16 protein-coding genes and 2 tRNA genes are annotated in these 15,720 nt (G+C 69.3%); 4 read left to right on the forward strand and 14 right to left on the reverse strand.

Features of this window, described 5'->3' with window-relative positions; all coding sequences use genetic code 11:
* Positions 1 to 32: 32 nt before the first annotated feature.
* The 6 genes from ACH427_RS13770 to ACH427_RS13795 form a co-directional block, all read right to left on the reverse strand.
* A complete protein-coding gene (locus ACH427_RS13770) occupies positions 33 to 743 on the reverse strand; it encodes a class E sortase (RefSeq protein ID WP_398869657.1) in 711 nt (236 codons plus the stop codon).
* 59 nt (positions 744 to 802) lie between these two features.
* Complete coding sequence (locus ACH427_RS13775) at positions 803 to 1,726, reverse strand: class E sortase (protein ID WP_398869658.1); 924 nt, start codon at positions 1,724 to 1,726, stop codon at positions 803 to 805.
* On the reverse strand, positions 1,723 to 2,361 hold the full coding sequence (locus ACH427_RS13780) for an aminodeoxychorismate/anthranilate synthase component II (RefSeq protein WP_361523992.1): 639 nt from the start codon (positions 2,359 to 2,361) through the stop codon (positions 1,723 to 1,725). Before ACH427_RS13780 ends, ACH427_RS13775 begins: the two co-directional genes overlap by 4 nt.
* Positions 2,358 to 2,534 carry a hypothetical protein gene (locus ACH427_RS13785; protein ID WP_366002130.1) on the reverse strand — a complete coding sequence of 59 codons (177 nt, stop codon included), beginning with the start codon at positions 2,532 to 2,534 and terminating at the stop codon, positions 2,358 to 2,360. The genes ACH427_RS13780 and ACH427_RS13785 overlap by 4 nt, the downstream gene beginning before the upstream one ends.
* Before the next feature lie 92 nt (positions 2,535 to 2,626).
* The gene (locus tag ACH427_RS13790) at positions 2,627 to 3,448 is read right to left on the reverse strand and encodes a class E sortase (protein WP_398869659.1); all 822 of its coding nucleotides are present in this window, start codon (positions 3,446 to 3,448) and stop codon (positions 2,627 to 2,629) included.
* Between the two features lie 19 nt (positions 3,449 to 3,467).
* Positions 3,468 to 4,232: a DUF881 domain-containing protein gene (locus ACH427_RS13795; RefSeq protein WP_398869660.1), complete on the reverse strand. Its 765-nt coding sequence runs from the start codon at positions 4,230 to 4,232 to the stop codon at positions 3,468 to 3,470.
* Between the two features lie 144 nt (positions 4,233 to 4,376).
* On the opposite strand from ACH427_RS13795, the gene crgA reads away from it, so the two are divergent.
* Positions 4,377 to 4,634, forward strand: coding sequence for a cell division protein CrgA (crgA, locus tag ACH427_RS13800; protein WP_361524004.1), 258 nt, complete (start codon positions 4,377 to 4,379; stop codon positions 4,632 to 4,634).
* 285 nt (positions 4,635 to 4,919) lie between these two features.
* On the opposite strand, the gene ACH427_RS13805 is transcribed toward crgA, so the two are convergent.
* Positions 4,920 to 5,795, reverse strand: coding sequence for a rhomboid family intramembrane serine protease (locus ACH427_RS13805; protein ID WP_398869661.1), 876 nt, complete (start codon positions 5,793 to 5,795; stop codon positions 4,920 to 4,922).
* A 133-nt stretch (positions 5,796 to 5,928) separates the two neighbouring features.
* Complete coding sequence (locus ACH427_RS13810) at positions 5,929 to 6,462, reverse strand: peptidylprolyl isomerase (protein ID WP_398869662.1); 534 nt, start codon at positions 6,460 to 6,462, stop codon at positions 5,929 to 5,931.
* Positions 6,463 to 6,772: 310 nt separating this feature from the next.
* On the opposite strand from ACH427_RS13810, the gene ACH427_RS13815 reads away from it, so the two are divergent.
* Positions 6,773 to 7,432 (forward strand): DUF5324 family protein, encoded by a 660-nt coding sequence (locus tag ACH427_RS13815; RefSeq protein WP_398869663.1) that lies wholly within the window; start codon positions 6,773 to 6,775, stop codon positions 7,430 to 7,432.
* A gap of 80 nt (positions 7,433 to 7,512) precedes the next feature.
* On the opposite strand, the gene ACH427_RS13820 is transcribed toward ACH427_RS13815, so the two are convergent.
* Positions 7,513 to 7,585 (reverse strand) — tRNA-Ala (locus ACH427_RS13820).
* Positions 7,586 to 7,703: 118 nt separating this feature from the next.
* Between ACH427_RS13820 and ACH427_RS13825 the strand changes: the two genes are divergently transcribed.
* A complete protein-coding gene (locus ACH427_RS13825) occupies positions 7,704 to 8,249 on the forward strand; it encodes a DNA-binding protein (protein WP_301894166.1) in 546 nt (181 codons plus the stop codon).
* A gap of 14 nt (positions 8,250 to 8,263) precedes the next feature.
* Positions 8,264 to 9,454 (forward strand): protein kinase, encoded by a 1,191-nt coding sequence (locus ACH427_RS13830; protein WP_398869664.1) that lies wholly within the window; start codon positions 8,264 to 8,266, stop codon positions 9,452 to 9,454.
* A gap of 92 nt (positions 9,455 to 9,546) precedes the next feature.
* On the opposite strand, the gene ACH427_RS13835 is transcribed toward ACH427_RS13830, so the two are convergent.
* The 5 genes from ACH427_RS13835 to gyrB all read right to left on the reverse strand — a co-directional run bounded on the left by ACH427_RS13835 (position 9,547) and on the right by gyrB (position 15,606).
* The gene (locus ACH427_RS13835; RefSeq protein WP_003958712.1) at positions 9,547 to 9,681 is read right to left on the reverse strand and encodes a DLW-39 family protein; all 135 of its coding nucleotides are present in this window, start codon (positions 9,679 to 9,681) and stop codon (positions 9,547 to 9,549) included.
* Positions 9,682 to 9,862: 181 nt separating this feature from the next.
* Positions 9,863 to 9,936: transfer RNA gene (locus ACH427_RS13840), tRNA-Ile, on the reverse strand.
* Positions 9,937 to 10,008: 72 nt separating this feature from the next.
* Entirely contained in the window at positions 10,009 to 10,749 is a 741-nt protein-coding gene (locus ACH427_RS13845; RefSeq protein ID WP_398869665.1) for a DUF3566 domain-containing protein, read from the reverse strand.
* Between the two features lie 129 nt (positions 10,750 to 10,878).
* Entirely contained in the window at positions 10,879 to 13,509 is a 2,631-nt protein-coding gene (gene gyrA / locus ACH427_RS13850) for a DNA gyrase subunit A (RefSeq protein ID WP_398869666.1), read from the reverse strand.
* Between the two features lie 51 nt (positions 13,510 to 13,560).
* Complete coding sequence (gene gyrB, locus ACH427_RS13855; protein WP_398869667.1) at positions 13,561 to 15,606, reverse strand: DNA topoisomerase (ATP-hydrolyzing) subunit B; 2,046 nt, start codon at positions 15,604 to 15,606, stop codon at positions 13,561 to 13,563.
* Between the last annotated feature and the right edge of the window lie 114 nt (positions 15,607 to 15,720).

A 15,720-nucleotide genomic window follows, 5' to 3' on the forward strand; every position in this document is an offset into this window, starting at 1 on the left:
GCCCCTCCGGCGTCTGTGCCGACGCGGTCGTGTCAGCGCAGTTCCTTCGGCTTCGTCCGCGCGCTGTCGACCTTCTCGGTGCGGTCGAGCTCCGCCCAGACGATGTAGCGGTAGTCCGAGGTGTAGACCGGGGTGCAGGTCGTCAGGGTCAGATAGCGGCCCGGCTTCGTCTTCCCGGACTTCTTCGGTACGGCGTCGAGGACGTCGACGTCGTACTTCGAGGTCTGCTTCAGCTCGGCGTAGACCTTGTAGACGTACCAGACGTCGCGTGTCTCGAAGACGACCGCGTCACCGGTCTTGATCTTGTCGATGTTGTGGAACTTCGCGCCGTGGCCGTCGCGGTGCGCCGCCAGCGTGAAGTTGCCCTGCTTGTCCCAGGGCATCGCGGCCTTCACGGGGTCGCGGTAGAAGCCGGCGACGCCCTCGTTGAGGATGCCGGTGCCGGTGCCGCCCTTGACGAGCACCTCGCCGTTCTTCATCGACGGCACGTGCAGGAAGCCGATGCCGTCCTTGGTGTCGAGGGCGCCCGGCCCCGGCTTGGCCCAGGTGTCGCGCACGTGGTTGCTCTGCCGCTTCGCCTCGCGGTCGGCGAGGACGTTCGTCCACCACAGGGAGTAGACGACGAAGAGGGCCATGAGCACGCCCGCGGTGATCAGCAGCTCGCCGGTCACTCCGACGATGGCGGCGATCCGCCTCCGGGCGGTCACCCGCCGCTGTGGCTCACCGTCGTCGTTCCGTGCCACCGCGCCGTACCCCGTTTCGTTCCGCTGTGCCGCTGTTCCGCTGTGTGCCGTCGACTCGTTCACTCGACGAGGGCGTCCGGCTTGCCCTTGCTCCGGGGCCGCTCGTCGACCATCTTGCCCCAGACGATCATGCGGTACGTACTGGTGAATTCCGGCGTGCAGGTCGTGAGCGTGATGTAGCGGCCGGGCCCCGTGAACCCCGAACCCTTGGGTACGGGTGCGATGACCGTGACATTCTCCGGAGACGTCTGCTCCAGGCGGCTGGTCATCTCATAGGTGTAGAAGGTGCTCCGCGTCTCCACGACGATCTTGTCGCCGGGCTTCAGCCGGTTGACGTACCGGAACGGCTCACCATGGGTGTTGCGATGGCCCGCCAGCGCGAAGTTCCCCTGCTTGTCCCAGGGCATCGCGGTCTTCAGCGGCTTCTCGCCGTAGTGGCCGACCATGCCCCGGTCCAGGACCTGGTGCTTGCCGGTGCCCTCGGCGATCGGGGCCTTCACGTCCAGCGTGGGGATGTAGATGATCGCGAAGCCCTCACCGGGCGAGAACGCCCCCGCGTCCCGGTCCACCCCGGCGCCCTTGTCCCAGGTCTTCTGGAGGTGCTTGGCAGCGCCGCCCGCCTGCTGGTGGGCTATCACGTTCGTCCACCACAGCTGATACGCGACGAACAGCAGCATCAGCGCGCCGGCGGTGATGAACAGCTCGCCCATCAGGCGGCACAGCAGAACGCCGAGGCTCTCCCTGGGCGCCACCCGGGCCGCGGCCACTCCCCCGGGACTCCGCTGCGCCTTGTGCGATCTGTGCGTCCTACGGGCCTTCTGAGCCTTGTGTGCCGCCTTCCGCCGCTCGGCCCGGCCGCCGGGTCGTACCGCCTGCGCCGGAACCACGGCGTCCACCCTGCGCAACTCCATGGTCGCGTGATCCTCGGGCGGCAGCGGCCGCGATACGACCCTGGGGGCCGGTTCGGGGCGGAGCGTGGTCACGCCCCGGCCTTGCCCACCACCGGGGCGAGCCCCGCGGAGCGCTCCACCGCGTCCTTGTCACCGCAGGTCACCAGCCAGTTGGCGAGCATCCGGTGGCCCCACTCGGTGAGCACCGACTCGGGGTGGAACTGGACGCCCTCGACCGGCAGGTCACGGTGGCGCAGGCCCATCGCGATGCCCGACTCCGTCCAGGCCGTGATCTCCAGCTCGTCCGGCCAGTTCTCGCGCTCGACGGCGAGCGAGTGGTAGCGGGTGGCCGTGAAGGGCGAGGGCAGGCCCTGGAAGACGCCGGAGCCGCCGTGCGTCACCAGCGAGGTCTTGCCGTGCAGCAGCTCGGGAGCCCGGCCGACGACACCGCCGTACGCGACGGCCATCGACTGCATGCCCAGGCACACGCCGAAGACCGGTACGCCCGTCGCGGCGCAGTGCCGCACCATGTCGATGCAGACACCGGCCTGCTCGGGCGCGCCCGGACCGGGCGACAGGAGCACACCGTCGAAGCCGTCCTGGGCATGGCTCAGTTCGACCTCGTCGTTGCGCAGGACCTCGCATTCGGCGCCGAGTTGATAGAGGTACTGCACGAGGTTGAAGACGAAGCTGTCGTAGTTGTCCACGACGAGGATGCGCGCACTCACCGGTTGACCGCCATTCCGTTGTCGACCGTCACATCGTTGAACGGCAGCAGCGGTTCCGCCCAGGGGAAGACGTACTGGAACAGGACGTAGACGATCGCCAGCACGAGCAGCAGCGAGATCAGTGCCCGCACCCATGCGTTGCCCGGCAGATGCCGCCAGATCCAGCCGTACATGCTGTCCCCACTTGCCGATGACGTAGTCGATACAGGTCGATGGAGTATCGATTTGCAGCACCAGGGTAAGGGTCGCGGGAGAGCCGGGTGGGTCAGCTGAGCAAAGCCTTCGGCTTGCCCTCGGTGACCGGGCGGGTGGCGTCCAGGTGGGCCCAGACGATCAGCCGGTGGCTGTGGCCCCACTCGGGTTCGCAGGTGGTGAGGGTGAGATAGCGGCCGGGCCCGCGGTAGCCCGACCCGGCGGGCACGGGGTCGATGACGCCGATGTCGTCGGGGCGGGTCTTGTAGGGGGCGCCGTCGACGAGATAGGTGAACCAGTTCGTGCCGTCGGTCAGCACCACCGCGTCCCCGGAGCGCAGTTCGGGCAGGTCCTTGAAGGGGTCCCCGTAGGTGCGGCGGTGACCGGCGACCGCGAAGTTGCCCGTCCCGCCGAGCCCGGTGGTCCGGTCGTAGTGCCCGAGGCCCTTCTTGAGGACCGCGGTGGAGGTGCCCTGGAGGACGGGCTTGGCCCAGCCGGAGCCGAGGCGGGGGATGTACATGACGGCGAAGGCGTCCCCGGGGACGTAGGCGGACGGTCGCCGCGGAACCGTTTCGCCTTCACCGCCGCCGCTCTGCCCACGATCCGGGGGCCGCGCCGCCGGCCCCGCCGTCCCGCCCGGCGGCTGCCCCGCCGCTGGGCCCGGTGCCTGCCCCGGGGCCTGTCCTGGTGCCTGCGCGCTCGGCCCGCCCGCCGGCTGCTCCGTCGGCGGTGCGGCGGTCGACCAGCGTTCGTGGAGACGGTCCAGCTCGCCGCCCATCGCGCTGTCCGCCCGCACGCCGGTCCAGTAGAGGACGTACACCACCAGCAGGACGATCAGGGTGCCGATGGTGACGCACAGCTCGCTGAGTGTCCGGACGACGAGTCTCGCGCTCATCGGCCGACCCCCTCCCGGGTTACCCCATGGGCTTGGCGTAGTGGAGATCCACTGTGCCCGAGTAGCCGGGAAGAGTCACCGCGTCGTGCTGGTCGACTTTCCAGCCGAGGCCGTACGCCGTCACGTACTGCAGGTAGTTCTGGATCGCGGGCGAGCTGTCCAGGGCCTTGCGCAGGGCGCCGCGGTCGCCGACGGCGGTCACCTTGTACGGCGGGGAGTAGACGCGGCCCTGGAGGATGAGGGTGTTGCCGACGCAGCGGACCGCGCTGGTGGAAATCAGCCGCTGGTCCATGACCTGGATGCCCTTGGCGCCGCCCTGCCACAGGGCGTTGACCACGGCCTGGAGGTCCTGCTGATGGATGACCAGGTCGTTCGGCTGCGGGTCGGGGACGCCGGGGATCCGCGGGGTGGCGTTGGGCGGCGCGTCGGTGAGGGTGACCGAGAGGCCCGCACCCTGGATCTTGCTGGTGCCCGCGTCCGCTTCCAGGTCGGCGAGCTTCTTGTTCTCGGCGGCGCTGTTGCCGTTGTCGCGCCGGGCGAGGGCGTCGACCTGCGAGCGCATGGCCGCGGCGCTGTCGTCCAGGTCGGCGTTCTTGCGGCTGCGTTCCTGGATGAGGTCGGACAGCCGGAGCATCGAGTCGTCGGTGCGGATGTTGGTGCCGTGCGCGGTGTTGAAGCTTGTCCAGAAGATGAGGCCCGCGAGCGCGAAGACCCCGCCGGTCAGCAGCCGCACCGGCCGGAATCGCCGGGAAGGCGTGCTGGTGGAGTCCGCAGAATTGCTCAACGTACCCTTATCCTCTCCGACGCCGCGGAAGCACTACGCTAACGGACGCCCGGGGGAAGGGAGCGTTCCCGGCGCTTCCCGACTCGGCGGCCAGCCCTTGTATCCCCAGCGCGGTCACGCAGCGCATCGACAGGAGAGTTCCTCGTGCCGAAGTCACGGATCCGCAAGAAGGACGACTTCACGCCACCGCCGGCGAAGCAGCAACAGAACATCAAGCTGAGCAGCGGCCGCGGTTGGGTCGCCCCGCTGATGCTGGCGATGTTCCTGATCGGTCTGGCGTGGATCGTCATCTTCTATGTGACCAGTGGCGATATGCCGGTCGAGTCGCTGCACAACTGGAACATCGTGGTCGGCTTCGGCTTCATCGCCGCGGGATTCGTCGTCTCCACGCAGTGGAAGTAGCGGTCTGACCGGGCTTCGCGCAAGCCCTGCGGTCGACCTTCCGGGGAGTTATCCACAGCCTCGTCCACAGTGGGGAAAAACTCAGAAGATCTGTGGATAACTTCCCCGGCATTGACACCGGTGTGACTGATCACCAAGGCGGTGTAGCACGGGTCACAGGGCCCCATCCAGCGGAAACGTAGCTCTGTGCGATGCCGGACAGCTGTTCCCCACGGCATGCACAAGATCCCGCACGCTCTGTGGACAACCCGGCTCACCGGCGCCCCGGGGGCTCCGGGGAAAAGATCACCCGGTGAGCTGAAGCGTCCGGACCGCCACGGCCCCGGCGATCACCAGCAGCGCCAGCCCGCAGGTGGCCCGCTGCACCAGCACCCGCTTGTCCCTCGGGGCGTGCACCAGGCCGTACGCCACGGCGGTACCGACCACCAGGCCGCCGATGTGCGCCTGCCAGGCGATGTTCGCCCAGGCGAAGGTGAAGATCAGATTGAGCACGAGCAGCGCGACGACGGGCCGCATGTCGTAGTTCAGCCGCCGCATGAGCACGGCCGTCGCACCCAGCAGGCCGAAGATCGCGCCGGAGGCGCCGAGCGAGGGCTGGGCCGGATCGGCGACCAGATAGGTCAGCGCGGAGCCGCCCAGGCCGGCCAGCAGATAGAGCGTCAGGTAGCGGGCGCGGCCGAGCGCCGCCTCCAGCGGGGGGCCGAGCCACCACAGCGAGAGCATGTTGAACGCGATGTGCATCGGCGCCTGATGCAGGAACACCGATGTCAGCAGGCGGTACCACTGGCCTTCCGCGACACCCTCGACCGGACCGTCGAAGGTCAGCCGGGCTCTGCCGAACAGCTCCAGCCCCTCCACGAGCCGGTCGCCGGCGATCATCACCGCGATCCACAGGGCCACATTGAGGCCGAGGAGGATCTTGGTCACCAGGCGGGGATCGGACGCGTGGGCGCCGCCCGCGATCGTGCGCGGGGCGCTGGCACGCGGCGGCGGCGCGCCCTGGCCCGCGCCCCCGGCACGGCCGCTCACACACTCCGGGCACTGGAAACCGACCGATGCGCTGACCATGCACTGCGGGCAGATCGGCCGCTCACAGCGGGTGCAGCGGATGCCTGTCTCCCGGTCCGGGTGCCGGTAGCAGCCGAGAGCCTGGTCGTTCATGCGTTCCCCTTGCGCCTGTCACGGGCGGGCCTCGTCGGTGACGCGAGGCCCCGCCCGTCATACGGACGGGCGGGGCGCCGGGTTCCCGGAAGCCACGCCTCGTAAGGGTGAGGCCACGACTCGGAAGGTGACGTCAGCCCTTGCGGGACTCGATGACGACCGACTCGATGACGACATCCTCCACCGGGCGGTCGGTGCGCGCGTTGGTCTCGGTGTTGGCGATCGCGTCGACGACCTTGCGCCCGGCGTCGCCGCTGACCTCGCCGAAGATCGTGTGCTTGCCGGTGAGCCAGGTGGTGGGCGAGACCGTGATGAAGAACTGCGAGCCGTTGGTGCCCGGGCCCGCGTTGGCCATGGCCAGCAGATAGGGCTTGGTGAAGGCGAGGTCGGGGTGGAACTCGTCCGTGAAGGTGTAGCCCGGGCCGCCGGTGCCGTTGCCCAGCGGGTCGCCGCCCTGGATCATGAAGCCCTGGATGACGCGGTGGAAGACCGTGCCGTCGTAGAGCTTGTCCGTGGACTTCTGGCCGGTCTGCGGGTTGACCCACTCCCGCTCGCCCTTGGCGAGCTCGACGAAGTTCCGCACCGTCTTGGGCGCGTGGTCCGGCAGCAGCCGGATCTCGATGTCGCCCTGGGTGGTCTTCAGGGTGGCGTACAGCTGCTCGGCCACGTTCTACCTTCCGTAAGTCTTCGCCGGACGGCTACCGATCCTCGCACGGACGGCTTCGCGCCGAGTAGCGGGCAAACGCCCTCGCGCGGCACGAAATCGTGGCATTGTCGATCGAAGCTCTTCGTGCAACCCGCTGATGCCCTCTCGGTGCTCATTGATGCCCACGGGCGTTCACCGGTGTGCCCGGTGCCGGAGCCCCGCTCGATGACCCGGATGCCCGCTCGCAGGTGCCGGACCGCCCACCGGCAGGCATGATTTTCCACTGGGTGGAAAGGCGACAAAACATAACGCCACCGAGGAGGAGGTTCTCGTGACCCGCAAAGACAGCGTGCGCGCCGCGACCTGCACGGCGAAGGACAGCGTGCGGCACGCCGCGGAAGTGGTGGCGCCCTACGCCGGCACGGCCAGGGACGCCGCCGTGCACTACGCGCACGAAACCCGCACCCGGCTCGCTCCCAAGGTCTCGGCCGCCACGCGGCAGGCGCGCAGCAGCGCGGGCGAGCAGTACCACGCGCACCTGGCCCCGCGCCTGGAGCACGTCCGAGAGTCCCTGCCCCCGAAGGTCGACCAGGCCGCCGCCCGGGCCCGCGCCGCCGCCGAGCCGGTGCGCGACGAGGCCGTCGCCCGGGGCGCCGCGGCCATCGCCGCGCTGCGCGGCCAGGTGTCCGCCGCCGACATCGAGAAGCTGATGGCCAAGCGCGGCCGCCGCGGCCGCGCGGGCCGGGTCGCCAAGCGCTTCGTCCTGCTGGGGCTGCTGGCCACAGGCGCGTACGCCGCCTGGAAGTGGTGGGACAAGCAGGCCAACCCGGACTGGCTGGTCGAGCCGCCCGCCCCGACCGAGGTCTCCGACCGGCACCCGCTGAGCTCGGTGGACGGCAGCTCCGGCTCCCTCGACCCCGACGTGCAGGCCAAGCAGGACCGCGAAGACCTCGCGGAGGACGGCATGGAGGAGCGCGACGACCGCCTCTGACCTGGGCCGGTGTCGGCAGGACAGAAGAAAAAGCCGCGAGGCGGGAGACCGATCGGTCTCCCGCCTCGCGGCTTTTCCCGTGGAGCCTAGGAGAGTCGAACTCCTGACATCCGCCATGCAAAGACGGCGCTCTACCAACTGAGCTAAGGCCCCTTCGCCGCTCAGGATACCCGGTGACGGCCCCCTTTCCCGACCGGGTATCGCCGCGACCCACCACTCTCCGTAGGATGCACCGCAAGATTCGCGGCAGCGAAGCGAAGGGGAGAGCGAGATGGACGCAGCACAGCAGGAAGCCACCGCCCGCGCACGGGAGCTCCAGCGGAGCTGGTACGGAGAGCCCCTGGGGGCGCTGTTCCGCCGTCTCATCGACGATCTCGGCCTCAACCAGGCCCGTCTCGCCTCCGTTCTCGGCCTGTCCGCGCCCATGCTCTCGCAGCTGATGAGTGGTCAGCGGGCGAAGATCGGCAACCCCGCGGTGGTGCAGCGGGTCCAGGCCCTCCAGGAGCTCTCCAGCCAGGTCGCCGACGGCAGTGTGAGCGCCGCCGAGGCCGCCGACCGGATGGAGGAGGTCAAGAAGAGCTCGGGCGGCTCGGTCCTCAACTCCACCCAGACCACGGCCAGCAGCGGCGCCCCGACCGTGCGGCGCGTGGTGCGCGAGATCCAGTCGCTGCTGCGCTCGGTGGCCGGCGCCGGCGACATCATCGACGCCGCGCAGACCCTCGCCCCCACCCACCCCGAACTCGCCGAGTTCCTGCGGGTGTACGGCGCCGGGCGCACTGCCGAGGCGGTCGCCCACTACGAGGCGCACCAGAGCTGACCGACGCGAACGCGATGGGTGAGGTCTTCGCGGGGCGGTACGAGCTGGTCGACCCGATCGGACGGGGCGGGGTGGGAGCCGTCTGGCGGGCCTGGGACCACCGCAGGCGGCGCTATGTGGCGGCGAAGGTGCTTCAGCAGAGCGATGCCCACACCCTGCTGAGATTCGTCCGCGAGCAGGGTCTGCGCATCGACCACCCCCATGTGCTGGCACCGATGAGCTGGGCGGCGGACGACGACAAGGTGCTGTTCACCATGGACGTGGTGCGCGGCGGTTCGCTGGCCCATCTCATCGGTGACTACGGCCCATTACCGCCGTATTTCGTGTGTCTCGTGCTCGACCAGCTGCTGTCCGGCCTGTCGGCGGTGCATACGGAGGGGGTGGTGCACCGGGACATCAAACCGGCCAACGTCCTTTTGGAGGCGACCGGTACGGGCCGCCCCCATGTGCGGCTCTCCGACTTCGGCATCGCCATGCGCAAGGGCGAGCCGAGGCTGACGGACACCAACTATGTGATGGGGACGCCCGGTTATTTCGCGCCCGAGCAAATGCTGGGTGACGAGCCCGACTTCCCCGCGGACCTTTTCGCCGTCGGGCTGATGGCCCTCTACCTCCTCACCGGCCGCAAACCCGACGCGGAAGCGCTGGTGCGGCGATTCCTGGAGCACGGCACACCGACCGCGCCGGAGGGCGTCCCCGAACCGCTCTGGCATGTGCTCGCGGGCCTGCTGCAGCCCGATCCGCGCATGCGGTTCCGTACGGCCACGGGCGCCCGGAAGGCACTGGCCGAGGCTGTCGAGCTGATGGACGGGCCGGGGCCCGACGAGGAACCGATCGAGGTCTTCGACCATCTCGGGCCCCTGCCACCGGGGTTCGGCCCCGAGGGGCCCGAGCCGCGCGGGACGCCCGAGGCACCCGGCACCCCGGCGACGCCCCGGCTGCCGCCCGGTCAGGCACCCCTGCAAGCGCCCGGAACGCCTCCTGAACCGCCCTTCGCGCCCGCCTCTGCCGCCACACGGCGTCCCGCGCCCCCGGCTGCCCCCGCGGCCCCGCCGGCGCCTCCCGTGCCCGTACACCCGCCCGCGCCTGCCTCACGTACGCGCTCCCGGACGGTCGGGCCGCCGCCGGTGAAGGTGGCCGTGCCGGTGCTGATCGTGGCGCTGCTCTGCCTCGCGGTGGGCATCTGGGCGCTGACCGCGGGCTGATTCGCGTTCGCAACCATTTCATTCACTGCCGCAAACACAACAGGGCCCCGGCCGCGTCGGCGGCCGGGGCCCTGCGTCAGGACTCTGTTGTCTTACACACCCGAACCTGCGGGCACGGAGTCGGTCGCCTCCGTCCACAGGTCCTGCTCGGCGCGATCCGCCTGGATCTGGCGGTACACGAGGAGCCCGCCGATGGCGGCCAGTGCGACCAGGAGGAGCTTCTTCACCGCGCGACCTCGTCTTTCCTTGACGTAAGGGGACCTCTGGTGGCCGATGATACACACCGACCGATACCGATCGGTGACCTGTGCCGGGTCCACTTCTCACACCCGGCGCGGGCTCAACTCCCCCACCACGGAAAACAGATCGGGCCGGACGGAGAATTCTCCGTCCGGCCCGATCGTGCGGTGGGGCTAACAGGACTTGAACCTGTGGCCTCTTCCTTATCAGGGAAGCGCTCTAACCGTCTGAGCTATAGCCCCGCGCGACACCGAAAGATTAGCGCACTTGGGGCCCAGTCCCAAAATCGTCCGGGCCCCCGGTGCAGGTCGCGGCTATTCGTCCTCGGCGAGGGTCAGCTCCACACCGCCGACGAAGCCCGCCGAGAGGTTGTAGACAAAGGCCCCCAGCGTCGCCAGCGCCGTCGCCAGCACCACGTCGATCACGGCGATGACCGTCGTGAAGAGGAGGACGTTCGGCAGCGACAGGAAGGACTGGAGGTCGAAACCGCCGCCCTCGCTGGAGGTGGCGTCATTGATCGTGCCGCCGACGGTGGAGAAGACGCCCATGGCGTCCATGACCGTCCACAGCACCGCGGCCGCCACGATCGTGCACACGCCCAGCGCGATGGACAGCAGGAAGCTGACCTTCATCACCGACCACGGGTCGGCCTTGGCCACCCGCAGCCGCGCCGAGCGCGTACGCGGCGCGGGCCGGGCCGCTGCCGCCGCCGGAGCCGCCGGGCGGGGTACCCGCGGCTGCTGCTCCTCAGCGGCCCGCTGCGCGGGCGGACGGCCCTTGGCGGGGCCCTTGGCGGCCGGGGCGCCCTGAGCCGCCGCGGGCGCCTCGGCGGCGGCCGCGGGGGCCTTCCCGGCCGGCTCCGCCGCGGCGGGGCCGGCGGACTTCCCGGCGTCCTCGGCGGCCGCCTGCTTCTTCGTCTCCTTGGCGGGCTTCGCCGCCTTCCCGTCCTTCGAGCCCTTGGAGCTCGTGGAACCGGAACCCGAAGCGGAACCCTCCGCCGGCGGCTCGTACGCCTTCGGCGGGTGGTAGGGCTTCGGGTCGCGGGTGTCCGTCACAGTCCCCCCCTTGGAGTTCACCCCGGACGTGCCGGAGCCACGAGCGCCGGTCTTCTCTGCGACAGGGGCGGCGGTGGTGGGTTTGGCACCCGCACCGCTTGCCGCGGCGCCCGTGGCTCGACTCACGACTTACTCCTCGGTGTCCTCGGCCGGGGGCTCCGCGCCCTCGGCCGTCTGGGGCCCGTCGCCCGCGGCTGCGTCGGCCAACTCCTCGACCTCTTCAGCCTCGCGACCGGCCTCGGCATTGCGCGCGATACCCACAACGGCGTCGCGCTTGCCCAAGTTGATCAGCTGAACGCCCATGGTGTCACGGCCTGTCTCCCGCACCTCGTTGACCCGGGTCCGGATCACACCACCGCTGAGGGTGATGGCGAGGATCTCGTCGGTCTCCTCGACCACCAGAGCGCCGACCAGCGAGCCACGATCCTCCACGATCTTGGCCGCCTTGATACCGAGGCCACCACGGCCCTGGACGCGGTACTCGTCGACGTTCGTCCGCTTCGCGTACCCGCCGTCGGTGGCGGTGAACACGAACGTCCCCGCCCGGACCACGTTCATCGAGAGCAGCTCGTCGCCCTCGCGGAAGCTCATGCCCTTGACGCCCGAGGTCGCGCGCCCCATGGGGCGCAGAGCTTCATCCGTTGCGGTGAACCGGATCGACTGTGCCTTCTTGCTGACCAGCAGCAGGTCGTCCTCGGCGGACACCAGCTCGGCACCGATCAGCTCGTCCTCCGCGCCGCTGTCCGTCTCACGGAGGTTGATGGCGATGACACCGCCCGAGCGGGGCGAGTCGTAGTCCTTCAGCGGAGTCTTCTTCACCAGGCCGGACTTGGTGGCGAGCACCAGATAGGGCGCCGCCTCGTAGTCGCGGATGGCGAGGATCTGGGCGATCTTCTCGTCCGGCTGGAAGGCCAGCAGGTTCGCCACGTGCTGGCCGCGGGCGTCCCGGCCGGCGTCCGGCAGCTCGTACGCCTTGGCGCGGTAGACCCGGCCCTTGTTGGTGAAGAACAGCAGCCAGTGGTGCGTGGTCGAGACGAAGAAGTGGTCGACGATGTCGTCCTGCTTCAGCTTGGTGCCCCGGACGCCCTTGCCGCCGCGCTTCTGCGAGCGGTAGTCCTCGGTCTTGGTGCGCTTGACGTAACCACCGTTGGTGATGGTGACGACGATGTCCTCCTCGGCGATCAGGTCCTCGATGGACATGTCACCGTCGAAGGGGATCAGCTTGGAGCGCCGGTCGTCGCCGAACTTCTCGACGATCGCGGTCAGTTCCTCGCTGATGATCATCCGCTGCCGCTCGGGCGAGGCGAGGATCGCGTTGTACTCGTTGATCTTCGCCTGGAGCTCGTCGTGCTCGGCGGTGATCTTCCGGTGCTCCAGGGCCGCCAGGCGGCGCAGCTGCATCTCCAGGATCGCGTTGGCCTGGACCTCGTCGATCGTCAGCAGGCCCATCAGGCCCTCGCGCGCGATCTCGACGGTGTCGCTGCGCCGGATCAGCGCGATGACCTCGTCGATGGCGTCCAGGGCCTTCAGCAGACCGCGCAGGATGTGCGCGCGCTCCTCGGCCTTGCGCAGCCGGAAGCGGGTGCGCCGGACGATGACCTCGATCTGGTGGGTGACCCAGTTGCGGATGAAGGCGTCGATCGAGAGGGTGCGCGGCACACCGTCGACGAGCGCCAGCATGTTCGCGCCGAAGTTCGTCTGGAGGTCGGTGTGCTTGTAGAGGTTGTTGAGGACGACCTTGGCGACCGCGTCCCGCTTGAGCACGACGACCAGGCGCTGGCCCGTACGGGAGGAGGTCTCGTCGCGGACGTCGGCGATGCCGCCGACCTTGCCGTCCTTCACCAGGTCGGCGATCTTCTGCGCGAGGTTGTCCGGGTTGACCTGGTAGGGCAGCTCGGTGACCACCAGGCACTGGCGGTTCTGGATCTCCTCGACCGCGACGACCGCGCGCATGGTGATCGACCCGCGGCCGGTGCGGTACGCCTCCTCGATGCCCTTGCGGCCCACCACGAGGGCGCCGGTCGGGAAGTCGGGGCCCTTGATCCGCTCGATGAGCGCCTCGAGGAGCTCCTCGGAGCTCGCCTCGGGGTTGGCCAGATACCACTGGGCGCCCTCGGCGACCTCGCGGAGGTTGTGCGGCGGGATGTTGGTGGCCATGCCGACCGCGATGCCCGCGGAACCGTTGATCAGCAGGTTCGGGAAGCGCGCCGGCAGGACCGTCGGCTCCTGGTTGCGGCCGTCGTAGTTGTCCTGGAAGTCGACGGTCTCCTCGTCGATGTCCCGGAGCATCTCCATGGACAGCGGCATCATCTTGCACTCGGTGTACCGCATGGCGGCGGCCGGGTCGTTGCCCGGGGAACCGAAGTTGCCGTTGGAGTCCACCAGCGGCATCCGCATCGACCAGGGCTGGGCGAGGCGGACGAGCGCGTCGTAGATCGAGGCGTCACCGTGCGGGTGGTACGTACCCATGACGTCACCGACGACACGGGCGCACTTGTAGAAGCCCTTCTCGGGGCGGTAGCCGCCGTCGTACATCGCGTAGAGCACGCGGCGGTGCACCGGCTTGAGGCCGTCCCGCACGTCCGGGAGCGCACGCGAGACGATGACGCTCATCGCGTAGTCGAGATACGAGCGCTGCATCTCGGTCTCGAGCCCGACGGGCTCGACGCGCATCCCGACGCCCTCCAGGGGGGCGGGGGCGCCCTCGGGCGTCACCTCGGGCACGGGGGCGGTGGGAGTCTCAGGGGTCTCGTCGGCCATTGCTGTTCAAAGTCCTTTCGCGCTGCGGCTGTTTCTCGTGGGCCGACAGGCTCAGATGTCGAGGAAGCGGACGTCCTTGGCGTTGCGCTGGATGAAGGAGCGCCGTGCCTCGACGTCCTCGCCCATGAGCACCGAGAACAGGTCGTCCGCCTGCGCGGCGTCGTCCAGGGTGACCTGGCCGAGCACGCGGTGGTCGACGTCCATGGTGGTGACGCGCAGCTCCTCGGCGTTCATCTCACCGAGACCCTTGAAGCGCTGGACCGAGTCGTCCTTGATCCGCTTGCCGTTCTCCCGGCCGAGCTGGATCAGCGCGTCGCGCTCGCGGTCGGAGTAGGCGTACTCGAAGTCGTCCCGGCCCCACTTGATCTTGTACAGCGGGGGGCGGGAGAGATAGACGTGCCCGGCCTCGACCAGCGGCCGCATGAAGCGGAAGAGGAAGGTGAGCAGCAGGGTGTTGATGTGCTGACCGTCGACGTCGGCGTCCGCCATCAGGATGATCTTGTGATAGCGGAGCTTGGCGATGTCGAAGTCCTCGTGCACACCGGTGCCGAAGGCCGAGATGAGGGCCTGGACCTCGGTGTTCTGGAGGATCTTGTCGATCCGCGCCTTCTCGACGTTGAGGATCTTGCCGCGGATCGGGAGGATCGCCTGGTACTGCGGGTTGCGGCCGGACTTGGCCGAGCCGCCGGCGGAGTCACCCTCGACGATGAAGATCTCGCACTTGGTCGGGTCGTTGGACTGGCAGTCGCTGAGCTTGCCCGGCAGCGACGCCGACTCCAGCAGGCCCTTGCGGCGGGTGAGGTCGCGGGCCTTGCGGGCCGCGACGCGCGCCGTCGCCGCCTGGATGGACTTGCGGATGATGTCCGCGGCCTCGTTGGGGTTGCGGTCCAGCCAGTCCGTCAGGTGCTCGTGGGCGACCTTCTGCACGAAGGTCTTCGCCTCGGTGTTGCCGAGCTTCGTCTTCGTCTGGCCCTCGAACTGCGGCTCGCCGAGCTTGACGGAGATGATCGCGGTCAGACCCTCGCGGATGTCCTCACCCGTGAGGTTGTCGTCCTTCTCGCGGAGCAGCTTCCTCTCGCGGGCGTACCGGTTGATCAGACCGGTGAGCGCGGCGCGGAAGCCCTCTTCGTGGGTGCCGCCCTCGTGGGTGTGGATGGTGTTGGCGAAGCTGTAGACACCTTCGCTGTACTGGCTGTTCCACTGCATCGCGATCTCGACCGAGAGCATGCGCTCCTTGTCCTCGGCCTCGATGTCGATGACGGTCGGGTGGATCAGCTCGCCCTTGCGGGCGTTGAGGTACTTCACGAAGTCGACGATGCCGCCTTCGTAGTGGTAGTCCACCGAGAGGGGCTTGCCCTCCTCGTCGACGTGGTCCGCGCGCAGGTCCGTCAGCGAGATGCGCAGGCCCTTGTTGAGGAACGCCATCTCCTGGAAGCGCCGCGAGAGCGTCTCGAAGGAGTACTCGGTGGTCTCGAAGATGTCGCCGTCGGCCCAGAAGGTGACGGAGGTGCCCGTCTCGTCGGTCGCCTCGTTCTTCTGCAGGGGGGCCGTGGGGACGCCCAGCTTGTAGTCCTGCGTCCAGCGGTAGCCGTCGGTCCTGACCTCGACCGCGACGCGCGTCGACAGGGCGTTGACGACCGAGACGCCGACGCCGTGCAGACCACCGGAGACCGCGTAGCCGCCGCCGCCGAACTTGCCGCCCGCGTGCAGCACGGTCAGCACGACCTCGACGGCCGGCTTCCCCTCGGAGGGGACGATGCCGACCGGGATGCCACGGCCGTTGTCCACGACGCGCACACCGCCGTCGGGGAGGATCGTCACCTCGATGGTGTCCGCGTGGCCCGCCATGGCCTCGTCGACGGAGTTGTCCACGACCTCCTGCACCAGGTGGTGCAGGCCACGCTCACCGGTCGAGCCGATGTACATGCCGGGTCGCTTGCGGACCGCGTCCAGTCCCTCCAGCACGGTGATCGCACTGGCGTCGTACGACGTCTCGCCGGCGACGGTGCCGGTGACGACGTCCTCCGCCGTGGAGGGGGAGGTGTTCTCGTTGGGGTTGCCGGAATCGGCCACGAAGCGCCCTTTCTGGCACAGCACAGGCCATCCCTGCCTACGGCGGGGAGACCCCACCCGGGGCAGGCAGGAGCGGCTGCGTCGTTCTGCGTTGGTCGACGTGTCCCGCGAACCGGCGGGATTGTCACCAGTCTACCG

The organism is Streptomyces sp. NPDC020379 (assembly GCF_044387105.1).
Classification (GTDB): Bacteria; Actinomycetota; Actinomycetes; order Streptomycetales; family Streptomycetaceae; genus Streptomyces.